The organism is Lentimicrobium sp. S6 (assembly GCF_013166635.1).
Classification (GTDB): domain Bacteria; phylum Bacteroidota; class Bacteroidia; order Bacteroidales; family UBA12170; genus UBA12170.
Genome location: NZ_JABKBZ010000003.1, coordinates 136,768 through 158,021 on the forward strand (window position 1 = coordinate 136,768; position 21,254 = coordinate 158,021).

The 21,254-nt window shown below is 34.8% G+C and carries 15 protein-coding genes; 4 read left to right on the forward strand and 11 right to left on the reverse strand.

The window, feature by feature from the left end:
• Positions 1–170: 170 nt before the first annotated feature.
• The 4 genes from HNS40_RS02440 to HNS40_RS02455 form a co-directional block, all read right to left on the reverse strand.
• Positions 171–1,223 carry an ABC transporter permease gene (locus HNS40_RS02440; RefSeq protein WP_172277123.1) on the reverse strand — a complete coding sequence of 351 codons (1,053 nt, stop codon included), beginning with the start codon at positions 1,221–1,223 and terminating at the stop codon, positions 171–173.
• Positions 1,223–2,323, reverse strand: coding sequence for a BT_3928 family protein (locus HNS40_RS02445; RefSeq protein ID WP_172277126.1), 1,101 nt, complete (start codon positions 2,321–2,323; stop codon positions 1,223–1,225). Before HNS40_RS02445 ends, HNS40_RS02440 begins: the two co-directional genes overlap by 1 nt.
• Positions 2,324–2,483: 160 nt before the next feature.
• Positions 2,484–2,888, reverse strand: a complete 405-nt coding sequence (locus tag HNS40_RS02450) for a hypothetical protein (protein WP_172277129.1) — start codon at positions 2,886–2,888, stop codon at positions 2,484–2,486.
• Positions 2,889–2,914: 26 nt separating this feature from the next.
• On the reverse strand, positions 2,915–3,457 hold the full coding sequence (locus HNS40_RS02455) for a DUF1599 domain-containing protein (RefSeq protein ID WP_172277132.1): 543 nt from the start codon (positions 3,455–3,457) through the stop codon (positions 2,915–2,917).
• Between the two features lie 38 nt (positions 3,458–3,495).
• On the opposite strand from HNS40_RS02455, the gene folP reads away from it, so the two are divergent.
• Both folP and cdaA read left to right on the forward strand, forming a co-directional pair.
• On the forward strand, positions 3,496–4,359 hold the full coding sequence (gene folP, locus HNS40_RS02460; protein ID WP_172277135.1) for a dihydropteroate synthase: 864 nt from the start codon (positions 3,496–3,498) through the stop codon (positions 4,357–4,359).
• A gap of 89 nt (positions 4,360–4,448) precedes the next feature.
• A complete protein-coding gene (gene cdaA / locus HNS40_RS02465) occupies positions 4,449–5,246 on the forward strand; it encodes a diadenylate cyclase CdaA (RefSeq protein ID WP_172277138.1) in 798 nt (265 codons plus the stop codon).
• 111 nt (positions 5,247–5,357) lie between these two features.
• Here the strand turns inward: cdaA and HNS40_RS02470 are convergent, their stop codons facing one another.
• The 7 genes from HNS40_RS02470 to HNS40_RS02500 form a co-directional block, all read right to left on the reverse strand.
• Positions 5,358–5,933, reverse strand: a complete 576-nt coding sequence (locus HNS40_RS02470; RefSeq protein WP_172277141.1) for a hypothetical protein — start codon at positions 5,931–5,933, stop codon at positions 5,358–5,360.
• A 57-nt stretch (positions 5,934–5,990) separates the two neighbouring features.
• On the reverse strand, positions 5,991–7,238 hold the full coding sequence (gene aroA, locus HNS40_RS02475; protein WP_172277144.1) for a 3-phosphoshikimate 1-carboxyvinyltransferase: 1,248 nt from the start codon (positions 7,236–7,238) through the stop codon (positions 5,991–5,993).
• Position 7,239: 1 nt separating this feature from the next.
• Positions 7,240–8,313 carry a 3-dehydroquinate synthase gene (gene aroB / locus HNS40_RS02480; protein ID WP_172277147.1) on the reverse strand — a complete coding sequence of 358 codons (1,074 nt, stop codon included), beginning with the start codon at positions 8,311–8,313 and terminating at the stop codon, positions 7,240–7,242.
• Positions 8,314–8,316: 3 nt separating this feature from the next.
• Positions 8,317–11,115 (reverse strand): PD-(D/E)XK nuclease family protein, encoded by a 2,799-nt coding sequence (locus tag HNS40_RS02485; protein WP_172277150.1) that lies wholly within the window; start codon positions 11,113–11,115, stop codon positions 8,317–8,319.
• Complete coding sequence (locus tag HNS40_RS02490; RefSeq protein WP_172277153.1) at positions 11,112–11,834, reverse strand: nucleotidyltransferase family protein; 723 nt, start codon at positions 11,832–11,834, stop codon at positions 11,112–11,114. The genes HNS40_RS02485 and HNS40_RS02490 overlap by 4 nt, the downstream gene beginning before the upstream one ends.
• A 109-nt stretch (positions 11,835–11,943) precedes the next feature.
• A complete protein-coding gene (dnaA, locus tag HNS40_RS02495) occupies positions 11,944–13,389 on the reverse strand; it encodes a chromosomal replication initiator protein DnaA (RefSeq protein ID WP_172277156.1) in 1,446 nt (481 codons plus the stop codon).
• 628 nt (positions 13,390–14,017) lie between these two features.
• The gene (locus HNS40_RS02500) at positions 14,018–15,397 is read right to left on the reverse strand and encodes a C1 family peptidase (RefSeq protein ID WP_172277159.1); all 1,380 of its coding nucleotides are present in this window, start codon (positions 15,395–15,397) and stop codon (positions 14,018–14,020) included.
• Positions 15,398–15,598: 201 nt separating this feature from the next.
• On the opposite strand from HNS40_RS02500, the gene secA reads away from it, so the two are divergent.
• Together secA and HNS40_RS02510 are read left to right on the forward strand one after the other, a co-directional pair.
• Positions 15,599–18,877: a preprotein translocase subunit SecA gene (secA, locus tag HNS40_RS02505; RefSeq protein WP_172277162.1), complete on the forward strand. Its 3,279-nt coding sequence runs from the start codon at positions 15,599–15,601 to the stop codon at positions 18,875–18,877.
• A 105-nt stretch (positions 18,878–18,982) separates the two neighbouring features.
• Positions 18,983–21,220 (forward strand): patatin-like phospholipase family protein, encoded by a 2,238-nt coding sequence (locus HNS40_RS02510; RefSeq protein WP_172277165.1) that lies wholly within the window; start codon positions 18,983–18,985, stop codon positions 21,218–21,220.
• Positions 21,221–21,254: the final 34 nt, after the last annotated feature.

Genomic DNA, 21,254 nt, shown 5'->3' on the forward strand with positions numbered 1-21,254 from the left:
TGGCATTGAAAAAAGCAAAGCCTTTCTTCCTTATGAGTTGCCAAAACACCTGTCATTCCGATGCGTAGCGAGGAATCTTTAATAATTATTAGGATGCTATTGGTTAAAACGAAAAATCATGGCTAGAATTCAACAGATAAAGGCCAAAAGCTAATTACCAAAAGCCAGCATTAAGTTTCCAGTTCCACTCTAGGATCGATTACTCGATAAAGGATATCTACTACTATGTTCACAAGAATGAGGAGAACGGCCACAAAAAGTACTGAGCCCATGAGAACAGGAAAATCGTATTTCTCAAGCGAATTAACGATAACAAGTCCCATTCCTTTCCAATCGAAAACGTATTCTACAAAAACAGCACCTGCCAAAAGTGAGGCAAACCATCCGGAAATGGTTGTGATAATAGGATTTAGCGCATTTTTTAGGGCGTGTTTTCTAAGGATTTGCCATTCTGTAAGACCTTTAGCTCGTGCAGTTCGGATATAGTCTTTTGCTAAAACTTCTTTCAAGCTAGAGGAAGTTAATTCTGTAATAATGGCTAGTGGTCGAATGCCTAGGGTGATTGCTGGAAGAATCAGGTTTTTGAGTGCCAGATGTTTGCCATTGCCCAAATCGTCAACTTCATAAAGGGAGCCGAACAAGTTTAAACCGGTATAATCGGCCAATACAAAAGCAAAAAGCCAAGCCATTAAGATACTGGCAAAAAAGCTGGGTAACGACATACCGAATACGCTCAAACCAAATATGAAGGAATTTAAAAATTTATTTGGATATACAATGTTGACCATCCCTAGGAACACCCCAACAACTAAGGCAAACCCCATGGATACGGCTGCTAGTAATAAGGTTTTCGGAAAAGCTTCTGTTAAAATACTCGTTACCTCTCTGTTGCTCTGAAAGCTTTTTCGCAAGTAGGGTGGTTTTATTTGAAGATGATGGTTCTTGATGTTTGGTGAAATTTGAAATCCTGCAGACTCCTCCGTTTTTTCTTTTATTCCGATAGGCGATAAGTCGTGTAAGAAATTGAGATATTGAATATAGATGGATTTGTCCCTCCCTAGTTCTTTGTTGATAGCTTCTACCGATGCGATATCTGCTCTTTGCCCCAACATCATTCTAGCAGGATCACCAGGTAAAATATTAAATAAGAAGAACACCAAAGTAGCTACGCCAAGTAGTACCCAAAATCCATAGAGGAGTCTTTTGAGAATAAAAGGCAGCACTATTTCAGTTTTATTATTTCCTCATATTGAGGAAGGTGACCTTGTGCCCATTTGCCCATGATTACACCATTTTTCAAAACTACTAATCCTGGATTAGAGCGGATAATTGTTTTTAAATCTATATCATCGCTTTGATATAAATCTGAGTAGAATCTTTTTTCTTTTTGAAACTGGTCGATGATTTCTTCACTACTTGCTGTGATTAAGCTAAAGGAGTAGGCGTTTTCTGTGGCTCGCCTTTTTAATTCTTTCATCTGTTCCAGGTGTTCCCAATCACCTTCGTTTAAATCATAAGAGATTAATAAAAAGTGATACATAGGATCGTCAACAATATTATCTGTAATATCTTGTCCAGCTAAATCGAAGAAGCGGATATCAGAAACTCTTTCATTTGGATCTACCACTCGCATATCAGAATATTCCCATTGACTCATCCAAATACTATCGTTATATGGATAATTGGGTGAAAGATATTCTTCTGTTTCACCTGTGTTTTTATTTTTATAGATAAGATAGTACTCTAAGGGTTTTGGGTTTTCTACTTTGAGGTTGGTGCCCACTTTCCATGATCTGAAATCAAGAAGAGGTAGACGATTGATATTATATGAGTTGAATAAGGTGAAACCAATCACAATCAAAATTGCAATTGACCATTCCGTAGTTTTCTTGTAAACATTGTCGAATGAGTTTCTGGTAAAGAAAATAAATATCAAGAAGAAGTCAATCACCAAGTTCTTATAAAATGTTTCCCAATTGGTGAGGATGATAAAATCTCCAAAGCACCCACAATCAGGAACTGGATTGTAAATAGCATCATTGAGGGTGAGGAATGTAAAGAGTATCATCATTAAGGCTACCAACCATGCTGTAGTCTTCTTAAAAATATTGAAGACTAAAAATACTCCAAGAGAAAACTCAGCCACGCAAAGTAAAACAGCTAATGGTAAAGCGAAAGGAATAGCCCAGTCGGTACCAAAGGCAATAAAATAATCTTCTATTTTATAAGCTGTTCCTAGGGGATCAACTCCTTTTACAAATCCTGAAAATATAAAAACTAGTCCTACAAATAACCTGCTGATTATTCTTGCAATTCGTATCATTGGGTAAATATTTTAATAAAAATGCTAATGCATGCAAATTTGCACAATTTTGCAGATATAAGACACTTTAATCCCTAAAATTTAGTGAATGAAATGTAAATATTACAGAAAAATCAAAAAATAATTCAAAATTATAAACTTTGAATGTTGTGAGAGGCTATTAATCTATATTAATATCATAGACATAGGAAAAGTAATGCATTCCTCTTTTTTTACTTATTTGGCCTCCTGTATATGAGTCAAGGCTAAAAGGAGATTTTCCTGAACTGCCCTTATAATATGTTGTATGTATGGTGTCTTGGACAATTAAAAATATGGTGTCGATACCATTGCTATAAAAAGGGGGTGGAGGTGAATCCTGATCTTCATAAGAGTGTTTAAACATATGAAAAGATTCAGTTTCAATTCTAATAGTATCTTTCTTTATTATATAAGAATAGTTTAAAATCAATGATATATGGGTGCTAGACTTGTTCGTGAAGGTATAATCAACACTAGCCATTGGTTCGTATCCACAGGACCCAAATACAATGATGGATAATAGAAATAATAATGAATTTTTCATATAATAATAACTTAATGAAAATGATTTTATTTCTTTTCAGATAAAAGAATCAAAGCAAACAGCGCATAGTTAATCATATCTTGATAATTGGCATCTAAACCTTCAGAGACAATCGTCTTGCCTTCATTATCTTCTATTGATTTAATTCTAAGCAGCTTCATAAGTATAATATCATCTAAAGAAGAAATACGCATATTTCTCCAGGCTTCATCGTAATCATGGTTTTTGTCTTCCATTAACGACATAGAACCAGTGACATGAGTATCATAGAGTTTTTCAAGTTCAATTGGTTCGATATCACCACTTTCTCCATGGCCTCTTTCCAATTGAATAAGAGCCATTACAGAATAGTTTACAATGCCAATAAATTCAGGTTCGATTCCTTCGTTTACTTTGCTGCTTCCTTTTTCTTGAATGGAACGAATTCTACTAGCTTTTATATAGATTTGGTCTGTTAATGAGCTTGGCCTTAGTATTCTCCATGCGCTACCATAATCAATCATCTTATTCATGAATACACTTTTACATAATGCGATGGCTTCTTTGAATTGTTGGCTAGTATTTGACATTGATTATATCTTCTTAATTTAGCCACAAAATTAATTAAATGAGTGAAAACAACAGCTCTTTTTCAAAATTTCAATGTGGAGATTTGGAAATAGACTTGGAAGTCCCTCAGCTGATGGGGATTCTGAACTTGACTGATGACAGTTTTTTTGATGGAGGAAGATATAATAAAGGGGATGGATTTTTATCGAGAGCTGAGAAATTAGTGGTGGAAGGTTGTACTATTATTGACATTGGAGCGGCTTCAACTCGTCCAGGAGCAGAATTGATAGACGAACAAGAGGAATGGAGGATTTTAGAGAAGCCCTTGCAAGTTTTGAGGAAGAAATATCCAAGTATTCTATTATCGGTTGATACTTATAATGCTGGGCAAGTAAAAAAGTGCAACCATCTTGGGGTTAATATTATTAACGATATTTCTGGTGGTACTTGGGATTCACAAATGTACGCTGAAGTGGCCCAATACCAAATGGCCTATGTGATGATGCATATTAAAGGAGAGCCTAAAACCATGCAGAATCAAACAACATATTCTTCAGTAATTGATGAAGTGAAGAATTATTTTGAGGAGGGTATCAAGAAGCTTAATGAGCTTGATTTTAAAAATATCATTTTGGATCCGGGTTTTGGTTTTGCAAAGACTTTGGAACAGAATTATGAGTTGTTGGGCAAAATGAGTCAATTGGAAGCCTTTGGATATCCAATTTTAGCTGGATTGAGTAGGAAGTCTATGATTTTTAGAGCCCTAGGGATAAGCCCACAGGAAGCTTTGAATGGAACAACTGCATTAAATATATTGGCATTACTAAATGGGGCTAAAGTTCTCCGTGTTCATGATGCTAAAGAAGCTCGTGAAACCATTCAACTATTTTCACTGTATAAAAGAGGTGAAAAAGAAAGCTAGGTTATCAATATTTGGGTGAATTCGTATAAATAGCATCCTCAGATTAGATTTTTAAAATACCTTTGCCGCCTTAATATAAGTACTACTAAATGCTAACATTTGTAACAGGTTTTATTGAGCTGAGATTCCTCGATGTATTAGATATCGCCCTAGTGGCGGTGCTTTTGTATATGCTTTATGCTTTGCTTAAAGGAACTGTTGCCATTAATATTTTTGCAGGTATCGCTGCTATCTATTTTATTTGGAGATTGGTAGTAGCCTTGCAAATGGAAATGTTGAGTCAGATATTGGGAGCCTTTATTGGAGTGGGTTTCATCGCTTTAATCATAGTTTTTCAGCCTGAATTGCGTCAGTTTTTACTTGTATTTGGTACTCCCAAAGTCTTAGAAATCCTTCCTGAACGGTTGAAATTTATGTTTCGAAATTTCCAGCCTGAACAAGCTAATTTAGATACCGATAAAATTGTTAAAGCTTGTCATAGTATGAGTGATGACAAAACGGGAGCCCTAATTGTGGTTACTCATCAACATGAATTAAATGATATTATTGAGACCGGGGAGGTTATGAATGCTAGAGTTTCAGATCAATTAATAGAGAATATCTTCTTTAAAAACAGTCCACTTCACGATGGAGCCATGGTGATTAGTGACAATATTATTCAAGCTGCGGGGTGTATTTTGCCGGTTTCTAAAAATAGAAGCATAGATGTTTCATTGGGATTAAGACATAGAGCAGCAATAGGTATTACAGAAGCTACTGATTGTATTTCTCTAATTGTATCAGAAGAAACAGGTCATATTTCCTATTGTAAAAATGGGGTGGTGGTTCAAAATGTTCAAGCGCATCAGCTTAAAAATTTCTTGGATAAGGAGTTTAATCCGGTTTAGTGAGAATTTGGTGTGGGAGTTGCAATATAAAATACTTTTTGTAAAGTATCCCTATTTACTTTTATTGTTAATTACGAATCAGCTAGCCTATATGTTATCTGAAAAATAGGTTTAACTTGTGGATTCTTGTGAGTGAAAACCTTTACTAGTTATCTCTGTAATTAAATGTCTAACTTCTGCCTCATCTATACCTATTCCAAATTTAATAGTTTTCATTCCGTAATCAAATCTAAGCTTTCCACCAGTTAATCCCCAGAAATCCCCAATATTCTTTTGGGCAAATAAGCTCGCTATGTTTTGGGCAGGATTTAATTCAAGGTTTTTGATTGATTTCGTTTCATATTTCTTGCTTCTAATAATGATGCTAAAGATACTTTTGTCAATCTGAAATATTCCTTTGTCTATATAAATTGTTTCCTTCCCTGCTAGATTCCAAAGTAATATAATAATTGAAAATACTCCTCCAAAAGTCCAACCTGCAAGCCAAACCATCATAAATAAAACTATACCAGTGTTATTAGAATCTAAAAGGTCGATAATGGCTGATTTCTCACCTAAAAACCATCCCACTAACCAAATACTTAGAAATAATATAATAAACCAGTTTTTCTTTGACGGAATTAGAATTTTCAGATTGAATTTATCCGATTCAATCTTCGTTCTACTAGCGTAGGGTTGTTCAATCATGAATTTAATGAAATTGAGTCTTATGTAATAGGTAAATTGGGTTTTGGAATTAGAAAATTAAACCTCCTCCATAACAAATCCAACTTTCTTTAAATCATTCCAGAAATCAGGATAAGATTTATTAACCACATTGGGGCTTTCTATGGTGATTTCACCAAAAGGTATAGCCAGAGGAGCAAAGGACATGGCCATTCGATGATCAGCAAATGTTCTAATAGCACGAGTCACTTTTGCATTAGACGCCTCCATTTTGATACTATCTTCAGAAGTATCTAATTTTAGTCCCATGTCTTTTAATTCTGTATGCAAGGCATGAATTCTATCTGTTTCTTTAAATCGGAGGTTGTGTAATCCATGAAATTCCCCACTAATACCTAAGCCTGCAGAAGTACAAACTAAGGTTTGAACCATGTCGGGGTAATCTAAGAAATCGTGCTTGAAGTGCTGACAATGGTTATTGGTTTTGGTTAAGCGAACACCGTTCTCTAAAAACTCACTATGAACTCCAAACTGTTCGTAAACTTCTGCAATCATGGCATCACCTTGTATGCTGTCTTTCTTTAAGCCATGTAGAAATAAATCAACATCCTCAGAAAAGGCTGCCATTTCGTACCAATAAGAGGCCGCACTCCAGTCACTCTCCACAAAATATTCCCTTCTACTTGAATATTGTTGTTTCTTAATGGCGATAGCATTTTCGTGCATCAATATTTCGATTCCAAAATGCTCCATTACTCGGGCAGTCATTTTGATATAAGGCATAGAGGCTACTTCGCCTTTTAAATACATGATAAGGCCATTTGTCATCTTTGGCGCCATCAACATTAGGGCAGAAATATACTGGGAACTTACTGTAGCATCAATATCGATAACACCACCTTTGATTCTCTTTCCTTCAACTAAAATAGGAGGAAAGCCTGGGTTTTCAACATATCTAATGTTCGCGCCAATTTGTTTCAAAGTATCTACTAGTATCTCTAGTGGACGCTCTTTCATTCTCTCAGAACCGGTGATTAAAGATTTTACATTAATGGCAGAAGCATAAGCGGTAATAAATCGCATAGCGGTACCAGAATCTTGCATATCTAGAGTAACAGATATATTGGTGCCTTTCAAACGCAATAGAGTTTCTAAAGCATTATGAAGTACTTTGGTGTCATTACTTTTAGAAAGATTTTCTATTTGTAAATCATCAGAGCCTAATATGGCATCTATAACTAGCAGTCTATTGCTTTCGCTTTTTGATGCAGGCAAATAAATATCGCCCTTCAATTCTTTGTTGGCCTTTCTAACGATATAACTCATCTTAGTTCGCTTTATAAAATTTGATTGATTCTTTGATATCTTCCAAACTTGAGTTTTGGTTGATGATTGATTCCCCAATGGATGATACAAAGGTAAGATTTAATTCATTCCCACTCTTCTTTTTATCTTGCCATAATAAGGTTTCTACTTGTTCAATAAAGTCTTCTGTGATTTCGTAAGGATTGTAGTAACTAGATATTTCATTTCTGATGATGCTAAATTCATCTTGGCTGAGAAGGCCTTTTTTAACAGATAAATAGGATTCTAGTATCATTCCTATGGCTACAGCCTCGCCATGTAGCAAAGGAATTTTATCGTTTTTCATGGAATAGCTTTCCAAAGCATGGCCTAAGGTATGGCCAAAATTCAGTGTTTTTCTGATGTTTTTTTCTGTGAAATCTTGTTCTACAACTTCTTTTTTAATCTGAATACTATTTTCGATGAAACCTAGAATGGTATCCACCTTCAAATCTTTAACCTGAGTGAGCGCTTCCCAATGCTTTTTATCCGTGATCAAGCCATGTTTCAACATTTCTGCCCATCCGCTTAGAATTTGGCGGTCGTCTAGAGTATTTAAAAAAGAGTATTGTATAAATAGTGACTTAGGTTCGCTAAACAATCCTACTTGGTTTTTAAAATGTCCCAGATTAACGGCTGTTTTTCCTCCAATACTGGCGTCTACCATAGATAAAAGGCTGGTGGGGATATTGACAAAATCCATTCCTCTTTTAAATGTGGAAGCGATAAAGCCACCCAGGTCAGAAATCATTCCACCTCCAAAATTGACCAATAAACTTGAGCGATCGGCTTCATATTCACCCAAAGCATGCCATAATTGAGCTGCTATTTCTATATCCTTCGATGATTCTCCAGCTTCTATTACTAATACTTCGGCTTTTTTAATTTCCTCCGATTCGTGTTGTAAGATTGGCCAGCAATGGTCCATTATATTTTCATCCATTAAAATAAATATTTTGCAATATTCATTTTTGGAGATATAGGAATCTAATTGCTCACCTGCCGATTCGCAGATGTAGATGGGATAGTTTTGGGTTACTATTTTGGTTTCCTTCATCAATTATACTTTTTTATCGCAAATTTGCTTATAAATACAAAACCTGCAAGTTTTTTCTTCATTTGTTTGTGTGAATGGAACCTCGGGATTGAAAATCTCAGTGATTAAGGCTGTGAAATCTTCATCAAGCTGTTCCAAGTCTACTTTTCCTGTTTTTAACATCAAGTAAGGTGTTTGGATTTTTCGGAAAGAGATGATCCCAGATATGGTCGATTGATATAACTGATTGTCATACATCCAATAATAGATATAAAGCTGTAGTGCTTTGTCGTATTCAGGATTTGTAAAAATTTTATTCAAGTCATCCTCCCTTTTATAATCGGGGATTTTGACATTCTTTTCCTCTACCTTTCCTGTTTTATAATCCAGGATTCTCAACTGATTTTCATAAAAGTCTATTCGGTCTGCAATTCCTTTAATGAGAACTTTCTGTTTGCTGCCCTTCAACTCCAATTCTCGTTCCAACTGATCTTCTACTGCAATTATTTTTAATGCTGATTTTTGGCTTTTGGCTACTTTTATTTCATGCTTAATGAAGTGTTGAAGATAGTGTAAAGTATCTTTATAACTTAAATAATTAGCGCCCTCTTCCAATTGTCCTTTGAAATCGTTTTTAGCAAAATACTCTTTCAGCAGCTCAGGCAAATCCTTTTGTAAATTTTCTAGTTTCTCAAATGGAAAGTCAATTCCGATAAATGGCTTGTAAAAATCTTCTAATAAATGATGAATCACATTTCCTATCATTCGTTCATCAATAGTTTCAACAAATTCATCAGGTTCTTTGATTTTGGCTATTTTCTTGAAATAAAACTGCAATGGGCAACGAACATAGCTAATAATGTGAGTTGGAGATAACCCAAGCTTAGCAATGGTTTCCAGCTTATCTATGCAATTTTCATCTTTTTCTATGGTAATTTCCTCTATTTCTGAAAGCTTTAAATCTTCAAAACTTAATAATTTCTCATGCATAGAAACTTCTCTATTGTATCGAGGAAGTTCAAACTGTAATTGTTTGATGAATCTGCTTTTTTCACCACCACTCATTTTTCTTTTGGTGGTGGAATATATGATTTCAATATTTTTTGCTCTTTGAATCAGGCGATAGAAGTGATAGGCAAAAACGGCGGTTCGCTCTTGTACTCCTGGTAATTCGTATTCGTAACGAATATCAGCAGGAATAAAGGAATTGATATGAGTAGAAGCTGGTAAAATATCCTCATTAGTACTTAAAAGAATGATATTTTTAAAATCCATTAATCTGGTTTCTAATAATCCCATAAGCTGTAAGCCTTCATCAAACTTGCCTAAAAACGATTGTTTTATAGTTTTGATGAGTTGCTTATAAAAAGTATGATAAGTTTGGAAACTTTTAGGTTGCCCGTTCTTCTTTATCAAATGCGATAAACGAACAATAATGGATTTGATTTGCATTAAAGCATCAATTTCTTGTTCTGAAGTATTCCCAATCTCCAAACTTTTTGTTTCTAGAATAAAATCAATTAGTAAGGAAATAGAATCATTTAAATGCTGAGCATTATTTTCATGGTTATTGAATATGTTAGAGAGTTTGTATACGCCTGCTTCTTGTAAAATAGCCGATACCATCTCTGTTCCAACGAAGTGTAAGGGTATGGTGTGAGAAAGTTTTGAGGAGTCTTTATGATCCTGTTTCAGGAGTTCATTATTCAGAACTTCTATTAAATTAGTTTTGTGAATGCGAAATTGTGGTGAATCGAGAGCATTGAGTTTATGAGCATGCAAGTGTAATCGGATAAATGATTCTATCAGCCTATAGGCGTGGCTGTGTGTAATGGGAAAACCCATGGTAATATTGAGTTTCTCTAATAGCTCTTTGGAGAGGCTATTTAATAAAGGTAATAATAAGTTTTCATCAGCCGGAATAACTACTGTTTGAGATAATTCCTGTGCGTTTTTAGCCTCCAAAATCTGATTGGTCAGTCGTGCTTGTCCCAATACTCCAGGGCTACCAATAATGTTGATATGTTTGTCGTTTTGCATGAAAAAACTAGAAGCTTGTTCTTCCACTTCTGCACTCCATGTTCTATGCTTTCGCATATAAAAACCGGCTTCCATTAATCCATCATCCAAATAATAATGATCCACATCCCAAAGCACTTGAGTAATAGGCATTCTCACTAGTTTTTTAATAATGATTTCTTCACTTGTGGTTAATGCATTAAATCCGGCAACCGTAATGTTAGCCCATTCCAGGTGAAGCAATAAATCATCGCAATTCTCTGCAAAATGACGGTAGGCCATTCCTTGATAGCAAGCTTGCTCTTTATAGAGCCGTGCTCTAAAATCTTCATAAACAAAAGCCATTTGATTATAAAAGCTCAAATATTCTTTTTGAGAAGCACTCAAAGGGCTACCATCCGGATTCCATTGTTGTATGGCTTTGGCTTCACTAAGGTAGGAGAATATGGATTTCCCATTGGCCATATTCATGTCAATCTCATTAAAATCGTGGATTAAAGTAGACGAATAATTTAAGAATACCTCGAACTCAATTTCTGTGGAAGGATCTTGTTGTTGCATCGTCTCAAAAAGGTGAAAGGTGAGGTCCACTTCATCCAGCTTAATCAGCTGTAGGTGATGGAAGATAAACTCATCAATGGAAAATATTTGGGGTAGAAATCCTCCTTTAGGATTTCTTTCCATAATCCCTTTTTTTATAAACCTGCTGGCTCTTCTATTGGGAGTTATGATACATCTTTTTAGTGCAGAAATATCATTTTTACTCACAAAAGCGTCCGCTATCTCATCTATAAACTTTCTCATGAGCTCAGCCATTTATTAGCTTTGTCAATGGCTTCAGGCTTTCCTAAATCCATCCAAAAGCTTTCGTCAATTTCTAGGGCACTTATTTCTTCACTTTGACTCATCTGAATATATACTGGAATGATTGGGAAAGCATTATCTACATTGAAATAGGGGAGGGTGCTTTTATTAATCACATGAACTCCATTAAAGGCAAATGGTTTATAGTTTTCGACTTTTATGTTTTCGGGCTTGGTTTTTCTAGTTTTTATATTCGTCCAACCTTTTAACTTGTTGTGCTCATCAAACAATAGATACCTTGATGTCCTTCTGTTCTGCACTAATAGTGTGACTTTGGAATTGGAGTTTTGATGATGATTAATCAGTTTGTTTAAATCAAAGTCAGTTAGGATATCCACGTTATGAACCAATAAGTCTTCTTCATTTTCAAGCAAATTTAATGCCTTTTTTAGGCCTCCTCCGGTATCTAATAATTCCTCTCTTTCATTGGAAATGATGATATTACACCCGAAGTTTTTATTCTCTTTTAAATAAGAAATAATCTGTTCCCCATAATGATGAATATTGATAATGATATCTGTCATGCCAAAAGATTTAAGCTTCAATATCAAATGACCAAGCATAGGTCTTCCTTGCAAGGGAACCAAAGCTTTGGGAGTGGATTTAGTATAGGGATAAAGTCTGGTGCCAAGACCAGCAGCGAAAATAAATGCTTTCAAATTTGTTTTTTTTCAAAGTTAGAAAAATTATCAAAATTGCTTCAAAAAAAACCTCAAAAAAAAACTGCCCTTTATAAAAGAGCAGTTTCTATCTTGGAATTGCAAAATGCTATTGCAATTTGATTTTCTTTTCCAATTCTGCTACATAAACTCTAAACTTCTTATCGGTTTCCGATAGGTTGTTGATAGTTTTTACAGCGTGAAGAACAGTAGCATGATCTTTATTTCCACATTGTTTGCCAATATGAGCCAAAGATGATTTAGTATGTCTTTTACTAAAGAACATGGCCAACTGTCGGGCTTGTACCACTTCGCGCTTACGAGTTTTACTATTGATAACATCCAATGGTAATTGGAAATATTCGCAAACCACTTTTTGTATGTATTCTATACTGATTTCTCTATTGGTAGATTTTACGTATTTGTCGATAATCTGCTTAGCTAAATCAATAGTAATTTCTTTTCTGTTTAACGAAGATTGAGCTAGGATAGAAATTAAAGCGCCTTCCAGTTCTCTCACATTATTGGTGATGCTATAAGCTAAATACTCAATCACATCTCTTGGCATTTCGATACCTTCATTATAAAGTTTCTTACCAATGATGGCAATTCTAGTTTCTAAATCAGGAGTTTGTAAATCGGCTGCTAACCCCCATTTAAATCTAGAGAGAAGTCTGTTATTGAAACCACTCAATTCTACTGGAGGAATATCAGAAGTAATAATGATTTGCTTGTCTTTTTGATGTAAATAGTTGAATACTTGGAAGAATACATCTAAAGTCTTTTCTTTTCCAGCTAGGTGGTGAACATCATCAACAATTAAAACATCTACCATTTGATAAAAATGGATAAAATCATTTTGATTATTATTCCTAATGGATTCGATAAACTGCTGCATGAACTGATTACTATGCACATATAATACAGTTTTTTCTGGGAAATTATTTTTCACCTGAATTCCAATGGCCTGAGAAAGGTGTGTTTTTCCTAGTCCAGTTGGGCTGTATAAAAATAAAGGATTAAAAGATGTTTTACCAGGGTTTTCAGCAACTGCATAACCAGCAGAACGAGCCAATCTGTTACAGTCACCTTCTACATAGTTTTCAAAAGAATTGCTTTCTACCAAATTTGAATTCACTTTCACCTTTTTAATTCCAGGAATGATAAAAGGATTAGGAATGTCTTTATTATTATCTTTTTGCATATCATAAGGTGGAGTTACCGATGGGTTTCTGGTAGCTCTTGCATTCGAAGTAGGGAGTTTAATAGTGTAAGGAGCCTCATTCTTATCACTAGTAGTATTGTCCATTACAATACTATATTCTAGGCTACCATTGGGTCCGAGTTCCTTTTTAACCACCATCTTAAGTAATTTAATATAGTGCTCCTCTAACCATTCATAAAAGAATTGGCTAGGTACTTCAATAGTCAATACGTCGTTTTGGAGTTGAATAGGTTTGATGGGCTCAAACCAAGTTTTATAGGCTTGGATACTTACGTTATCCCTAACGAATTCCAAACATCTATCCCATATTGTATTCTGATTTCTCTCCATTAAATGGTAAATTATATCCTATTCCACAACAAATAGGAAAGTGTAATTAATTAGTTTCTTAAATATCTTAGAAATGTTTTGTATGCACAACAAAAAGGAATATTTTTACAAAATCTACTCCCTAACAACACAATTTTTCATTTCTTTTTGGCTGACACAAATATCAACTCAAACAAGTCGAAAAATATTTTTATTTTTTGTTGACTTTGTTGATTTAAATAACTAAAATAAGGCGCTTAGCCTATTTGTTGATATTATATGATATTGTATGATATTGGGGTTGTAGCTTCTTAATAGATTGGTAATTAGATGTTATGGAGTCTGTTGCGGTGGAGGTTTCTTTTTTTAAAAATTAGAACATTCCTGAGTATCTTATCTAAAAATCCTTTGTTAACAAAGTGTTGACGAAAATGTTGATAAAATCGGCTAGAAATACTTGGATTATATTATTACAGGATGAAAATCGTTTTTCATCCGTTGGCCATAAAATCCAAAAAAAATCGCCGTTAAAAAATGATTTTAACGACGACTTTTGAACACTTTTTTGAACACTGTGTTAATGATTACTTAACTTAGACCATATTATTTCCCTTTGAAAAATAGTTCATGAATCATTTGTTTTGTATAACTATTTGTCCATCATAAACATGGGGTCCCATGGTGGGAGTAGCTCGGCTTCTGTCTCTAGTATCTTCAGTACTTTCGGGTCGATGTATTTTTTGTGAATAACTAATCTAAACATAAACTCATCGAACCATTCATCGGTCATAATAAGGTGTCCATCATGACCTTTTTTACCCCAGCTGTTCTCTAATAACCACTTGTCTGAGCTGCCATCTTCTAGAATATTTACGCCCATCAAAGCCATTCCATGTGAGCTTCCACTTTCAAAAGTTTGAATTCTCTGTTTTTTATCCATATTGAAATCTACACCAAAAAGATTAGCATAATCGTAAGTATTTATATCAAGATATCCTTTTTCAGCTTCTAATTGTTTTCCAACATCACAACTAAAATACATTCCTTCATTATCTTTAATAGATGCAATGGCAAACTTTTTAATCTGGTCGGCTTCTAAATTGATATATTTCCAGTTTCCACCTTCTTGCATATGTCTATCATACCTGATTTCATAAAGTTGATTCATTTCTTTGCCTGGGTCATTCATCAACATCACATAATCATCGAAATTGATATCAATGACTTCTTCAAAGAATTCCATTGGAGTGAAAGTTTTAGCTTCGCTAATTTTCCCATCTTTTCCTTTGTACTGCCACTGGAAGTCAAGAGGAGGTTCACCGAGGCTAAATGCAAGAATTTGATAAATCTCTGCTAATTTCTCGTTCTTCATCTCCATTAGCATTTCACGAGACATTTTAGTTTTTCCCAGCTCTCTTAGTTTTAAACCATCCTCTCTTAGCTTTCTTCTAATAAGTTTGCTCATCATGGCTGTGTTTTCACTCTGATAAGTCTCAGGCATTGCACTTGTTGGCACTAAGCCATATTTACTTACTAAATCCACAACTCCTGTCCATTGTCCACCATCACCAATAGGATTTTTTAGTAGCCATTCCACTTCTCTATCTGTAAGAGGAAGAAATGCTGTTTCAATCATTCCATTATAAAACAGGTTGGCTTTTTCTAATTGATCGTAGAAAAACAAATAAGTATGAGAAAAAGTGAAAGATTCCAATTCATATTTAGTAATCACTTTTGCTCTAAGAACATTTAATCCTGTGAACATCCAACACCTTCCGCTGCTTTTCTGATTGGTGATGCCTTTTGTTTCCACTTTATTATTGATAAAGAAATTTACTTTGCCTTTATTCTCTTGGTCAAGGGCTAATTTTTTAATGCTATTATTGCTAATGGCGTTGGTTAAGGCTGTTTTTGCAGGATTATTATTCAGTTCTAAAGCCATTTTCTTTAGGTCCTCATGATTCAATTCCTGTCCGAAACTTAAACTATAAGCCAAAAGACCTATAATAATGAAGCTAATTTTTTTCATGCCGTTGGTGTTTTTTTTATTTCATGCAAAAATAATAATTGATTGCAAAGGTTAAGAATTTATTGATTTTTAGATTGGTATTATTAAACGGTGTTTTTTTTTACTTTTGCAAACTTGAATTGGGTGTCAATTAGTCATATTTTAAAATAGAGTATGATAATTGATTAACAATATCATATTTACAGCAAAAAAAAGAGTAATATGCTAGGTATTTTTAAGAAAATTCTCGGAAGTAAATCCGATCGTGATATAAAAGACATAAAACCTTATTCTGATAAGGCTATTAAGGCTTATGAGCAAATTTCAAAACTAAGTGCTGATGAGCTTCGTGCTAAAACATTAGGATTCAAAAAACAAATAGCTGATGCTACAAAGGCTGATGAGGATCAGATGGCTGCTATCTTACAGCAGATAAATGACCAAGTTGATATAGATATCCATGAAAAGGAAAAGCTTTATGAACAAATGGATAAGCTGAAGGACAGTATTTATGAAACTACTCAAACTGTGCTTGATAATATTCTTCCTGAGGTTTTTGCTGTAGTAAAAGCTACAGCCAAATTGTTCATGGATAATGAAAAACTGGAAGTTACTGCCAGTGAGCATGATAGGGACCTTGCTGCTCGGATGGAGAATGTGAATATTAAAGGCGATAAAGCCTTTTATAATAATGAATGGATTGCCGGTGGTAGCATGATCAAATGGGAAATGGTTCATTATGATGTTCAGCTTATTGGTGGTACCGTTTTACATCAAGGCAAGGTTGCTGAGATGGCAACTGGGGAGGGTAAGACTTTAGTAGCAACATTGCCTGTGTTCCTTAATGCGCTTTCAGGTAAAGGAGTTCATGTTGTTACAGTGAACGATTACTTAGCAAAACGAGATGCAGAGTGGATGGGGATGTTATACGAGTTTCATGGTTTAACAATTGATTGTATTGATAAACACCAGCCTAATTCTGAAGAAAGAAGACAAGCTTATAATGCAGATATTACTTATGGAACTAATAATGAATTTGGTTTTGATTATCTGAGAGATAATATGACTTCAAATCCAGATGAATTAGTACAGCGAGAACCAAACTATGCGATTGTGGATGAGGTCGATTCAGTATTGATTGATGATGCTCGTACACCATTGATTATTTCTGGTCCAACTCCAAGAGGTGACCATCAGGAGTATGATAACCTGAAGCCTAATGTGGAGCGCTTGTATCAGGCCCAAAGGAAATTAGTAACCAGCTTATTAGCAGAAGCCAAAAAGATATTAGGCTCTAATCCTAACTCAGAACAAGAGAAAAAAGGTGGAGAGTTATTGTTTCGTGCTTTTAGAGGATTGCCAAAGAATAAAGCAATTATCAAATATTTAAGTGAAGAAGGTAAGAGAACACTCATGCAAAAGACTGAGAATTTCTATCTTGCTGAACAAGCTAAGCATATGCATATCATCGATGATGAATTGTATTTTGTGATTGAAGAAAAAACCAACTCTATTGAGCTAACAGATAAGGGTATTGATATCCTTACCGATTCTTATGAGGAGGCTGAGTTTTATATCCTACCAGATATTGCCGCGGAGTTAGCTATGCTTGATAAAGATGCTGGTGATGAAAAAGAAAAAATAGAGAAAAAATCGGAGATATTAAGAAATTTCTCTATTAAATCTGAAAGAGTACATACCGTTAATCAATTACTAAAAGCATATGCACTTTTCGAAAAGGATGTGGAATATGTGTTAATGGACAATAAGATTAAAATTGTTGACGAGCAAACGGGTCGTATTATGGAAGGACGTCGTTATTCTGATGGACTCCACCAAGCTATTGAGGCAAAGGAAAATGTAAAAGTAGAAGCAGCCACTCAAACCTATGCTACTATTACCCTTCAGAATTACTTTAGAATGTATCGCAAGTTAGCAGGTATGACTGGTACTGCGGAAACAGAAGCGGGAGAATTATGGGATATCTATAAATTGGATGTGGTTGTAATACCTACTAATAGACCAATCGTTAGAGATGATAGAGAAGATTTAGTATTTAAAACTACTCGTGAGAAATTTAATGCAGTTGCCAATGAAATTGAGGAGTTAGTAAAAGCTGGACGTCCTGTTTTGGTGGGTACCACTTCTGTTGAAACTTCAGAGTTGTTGAGTAGAATGTTGACTCGTCAAAAAATTAAACATAATGTCTTGAATGCGAAATTGCATCAACGAGAGGCTGATATTGTAGCTGAAGCTGGACAAGAAGGTACGGTAACTATAGCTACCAATATGGCTGGTCGTGGTACCGATATTAAATTGAGTAAGAAGGTAATTGCAGCTGGTGGTTTAGCCATTTTAGGTACAGAACGTCACGATTCTCGTCGTGTCGACAGACAGTTAAGAGGTCGTGCTGGTCGTCAGGGAGATTCCGGTAGCTCTCAATTCTATGTTTCTCTCGAGGATAACTTGATGAGGATGTTTGGTTCTGATAGGATTTCTAAAATAATGGATCGCCTTGGCCTTCAAGAGGGAGAGGTGATTCAGCATGGTATGATTACCAAAAGTATTGAGAGAGCGCAAAAGAAAGTGGAAGAGAATAACTTTGGTATTCGTAAAAGATTATTGGAATACGATGATGTAATGAACTCTCAAAGAGAAGTGATTTATAAGAAACGTCATCATGCTTTATTTGGCGAGCGTTTAGCAGTAGATGTGAGCAATATGATGTTTGACTATGTAGAGCAAATGGTAAGTGAGTACATAGAGAATAAAGATTTCGATGCATTTAATATGGAGTTGCTTTCATCATTAACAATGGAAAGCCCTGTGGGAAGAGAAGAGTTTATGAATGTTAATGCTTCAGAGCTCACAGAGAAGATTTATAATAAAGCTTATTCAAATTATAAGGAAAAGAATATTAGGATTTCAGAAAATGTATATCCAGTGATAAAGGATGTTTATGAAAAGCAGAATCATTACGAAAATATCGCTATTCCAATTACTGACGGAATTAAGACCATAAATGTAGTGGCCAATTTGGAGAAATCATTTAATGATGGCGGAAAAGAAATTCCTTTATCAGTGGAAAAAGGGATTACATTAAGTATTATCGATAACAGCTGGAAAGAGCATTTAAGAGAAATGGATGACTTAAAACAGTCTGTCCAGAATGCTACCTATGAGCAAAAAGATCCTTTATTGATTTATAAATTTGAATCTTTCAATTTATTTAAGGATATGATTCAAAGAAATAATAAAGAAATTACCACTTTTCTAGTTAAGGGAGACTTACCAAAAGCTGAAGCTAAATTAGAGGAGGCTAAGTTACCAAGTAGTCAAAAGAATTTAACCGAAGGTAGAGATGACTTGCTTTCTCAGTCACATAGTGATACACAAACCAAGCAAAAATCGCAACCAATTATTGCTGAAAAACAAATTGGTAGAAACGAACCTTGTCCCTGTGGGAGTGGGAAGAAGTACAAGCAATGTCATGGTAGATAATTGGATATAGATTATTTAAAAATATAAAATCTGCTTTATTAATATATGAAGCAGATTTTTTTTATTTTTATACTTTGAAAATCAATTCATATCATTGAAAAATTTATGCATAATAAGTTTGTCAAAAAAAATCTATATTTTATTCTAATTCTATTGATTGGGGTTTCTCAAGTCTATGGTCAGAATTCTGATGTGGAAAACCCTCGAATTGGTTTGGTTTTGAGTGGTGGCGGAGCTAGGGGCTTTGCACATATTGGGGTGATAAAAGTATTAGAAGAGGAGGGGATCGACGTAGAACTCATTGGTGGAACGAGTATGGGGGCTGTTGTTGGAGGTTTATACTCTATGGGTTATTCCATATCTGAAATTGAGAAGATGGCCTTAACTCAAGATTGGGATTTGGTTTTGAATGATAAGGTAAGTCGTAGAGATTTAGGTATATATGAGAAGCTGGACAGTGAACGGTATGTTTTTTCTCTAGGTTTAAAGGGACGTAAGCTGAGTATTCCTCCAGGTCTGGTTTATGGACAGAATGTCATGTTAATGCTCACCACTTTGTCAAACCCCGTATATCATGTCGAAAGTTTTTCAGATTTAGATAAGCCATTTTTTTGTATGGCTACAGATTTATTGAGTGGGCAAGCCATCAAGCTCGATACCGGAAATATCGCATTAGCTATTCGTGCTTCTATGTCGGTTCCATCAGCTTTCGCTCCAGTTAAATGGGGTCCTTATTATTTGGTTGATGGAGGAATTATAGATAATTTCCCTGCTAAGGAGGTGAAAAAACTTGGTGCAGACTATTTAATAGGTGTAGATATACAGACTCCTTTATACCCACAAGAAGACATTACTAATTTAGTTCAAGTATTATCTCAATCTATTTTTCTGAGCGGAGAAGATAATTATGAGAAGAACCTTGAGCTTATTGACCTCTTCATCAAACCTGAAATTGATCCCTTCACAGCAATGGATTTTAATAGGGCCGATTCTTTAATAGCAAGAGGTGAAAGAAAAGCCCGACAAATGGTTCCCCAAATAAGGGCTTTCCTTGATTCTATTTCATTTAAAAGAGAAAAAGTTAGAGGGGATCAAGATGCTTTCCCATCTATGGATGTGTTATATGTTGATCATGTGAAGTTTATTGGAAATAAGAGGGTGTCCGATTCTTATTTGAAAAGTAAATTAGATGTATTTTCAGGTGATTTGATTTCTGTATTTGAGCTCAATGATAGAATTAATGAATTGTATGGGACCAAATTGTTTCATACAGTAGACTATCAGTTAAGTAGAACTGGGAATGGAGAAACAATAATCAAAATTACAGTGGAGGAGGCCAGCTTATTTGATTTAAATGTAGGAGCACATTATAATGAATTTACTAAAGCAGCTTTGTTACTCAATTTGACAGCGCGAAATTTCGGCGCGCAAAATGGACGTTTATCTGTTGATCTAGTATTAGGTACAGTGGCAAGGTTTGCTGCTGAATATGTTGTTGATAATGGATTTAAACCCGGTTATGGAGTCGATTTAATTGCTTTTTCTCAACCGGGGTTTCGGTATAAGAATGGCAAGTCAAATGTTAGTTTTAATAATGGTGTTTTTCAGACTAATGGTTTTGGACTTTTGACCTATAAGAACTTACTGCGATTTAAATTAGGTTATAACCTGAGGCAAAATACTGTGAGTCAGGACGTCTCAGTTTATGATTTTGATAATGCTGATAATGTAAGTGTTGGATTATTTGCTGACATTTTAGTGGATACATATGATAAGTTATACTTTCCAAATACAGGCATGCGCTTTAGGGGTAAGATGGAATTTGGAGCTGGTGAAAATACTGATATTGATACAGATGATGCTGGCCTTGTAGTATATGATACTTATGATTATGACTATACATCTTTATTTGTAGAGTTTAATGGTATCATAACTCTTCGTAAAGCTTGGGTTATAATACCTGATGCTTATTTTTATAAGATTTTGGCTGAGAAAGTACCCATTTCAAAGCAGGCTAAGTTTGGTGGCTTTCAACCATCGTATTTTGTAAATTACACTGTTTTCCCTGGATATGATTTTATGGAACTTGGAGGGCATACTGCTTTTAACCCTAGATTAAGTTTGAGATATAATTTCTGGAAGAAACATTATTTAACGGCCAAAGGAAATTTATTATCGCTGAATTTTGATTTTGATAAGTCATTTGAAGATAATAAATTTTATAGTGGTTGGCAATTATCTTACAGTTACTATAGTCCTTTAGGGCCTGTAAGTTTTTCAGTGGCTAAAGCATATCCAAAAGGAAAACTGGTTCTAGATTTAAATTTAGGTTTTAGATTTTAATAATAACAATGAAAAAAGTGATGACATATCGTTC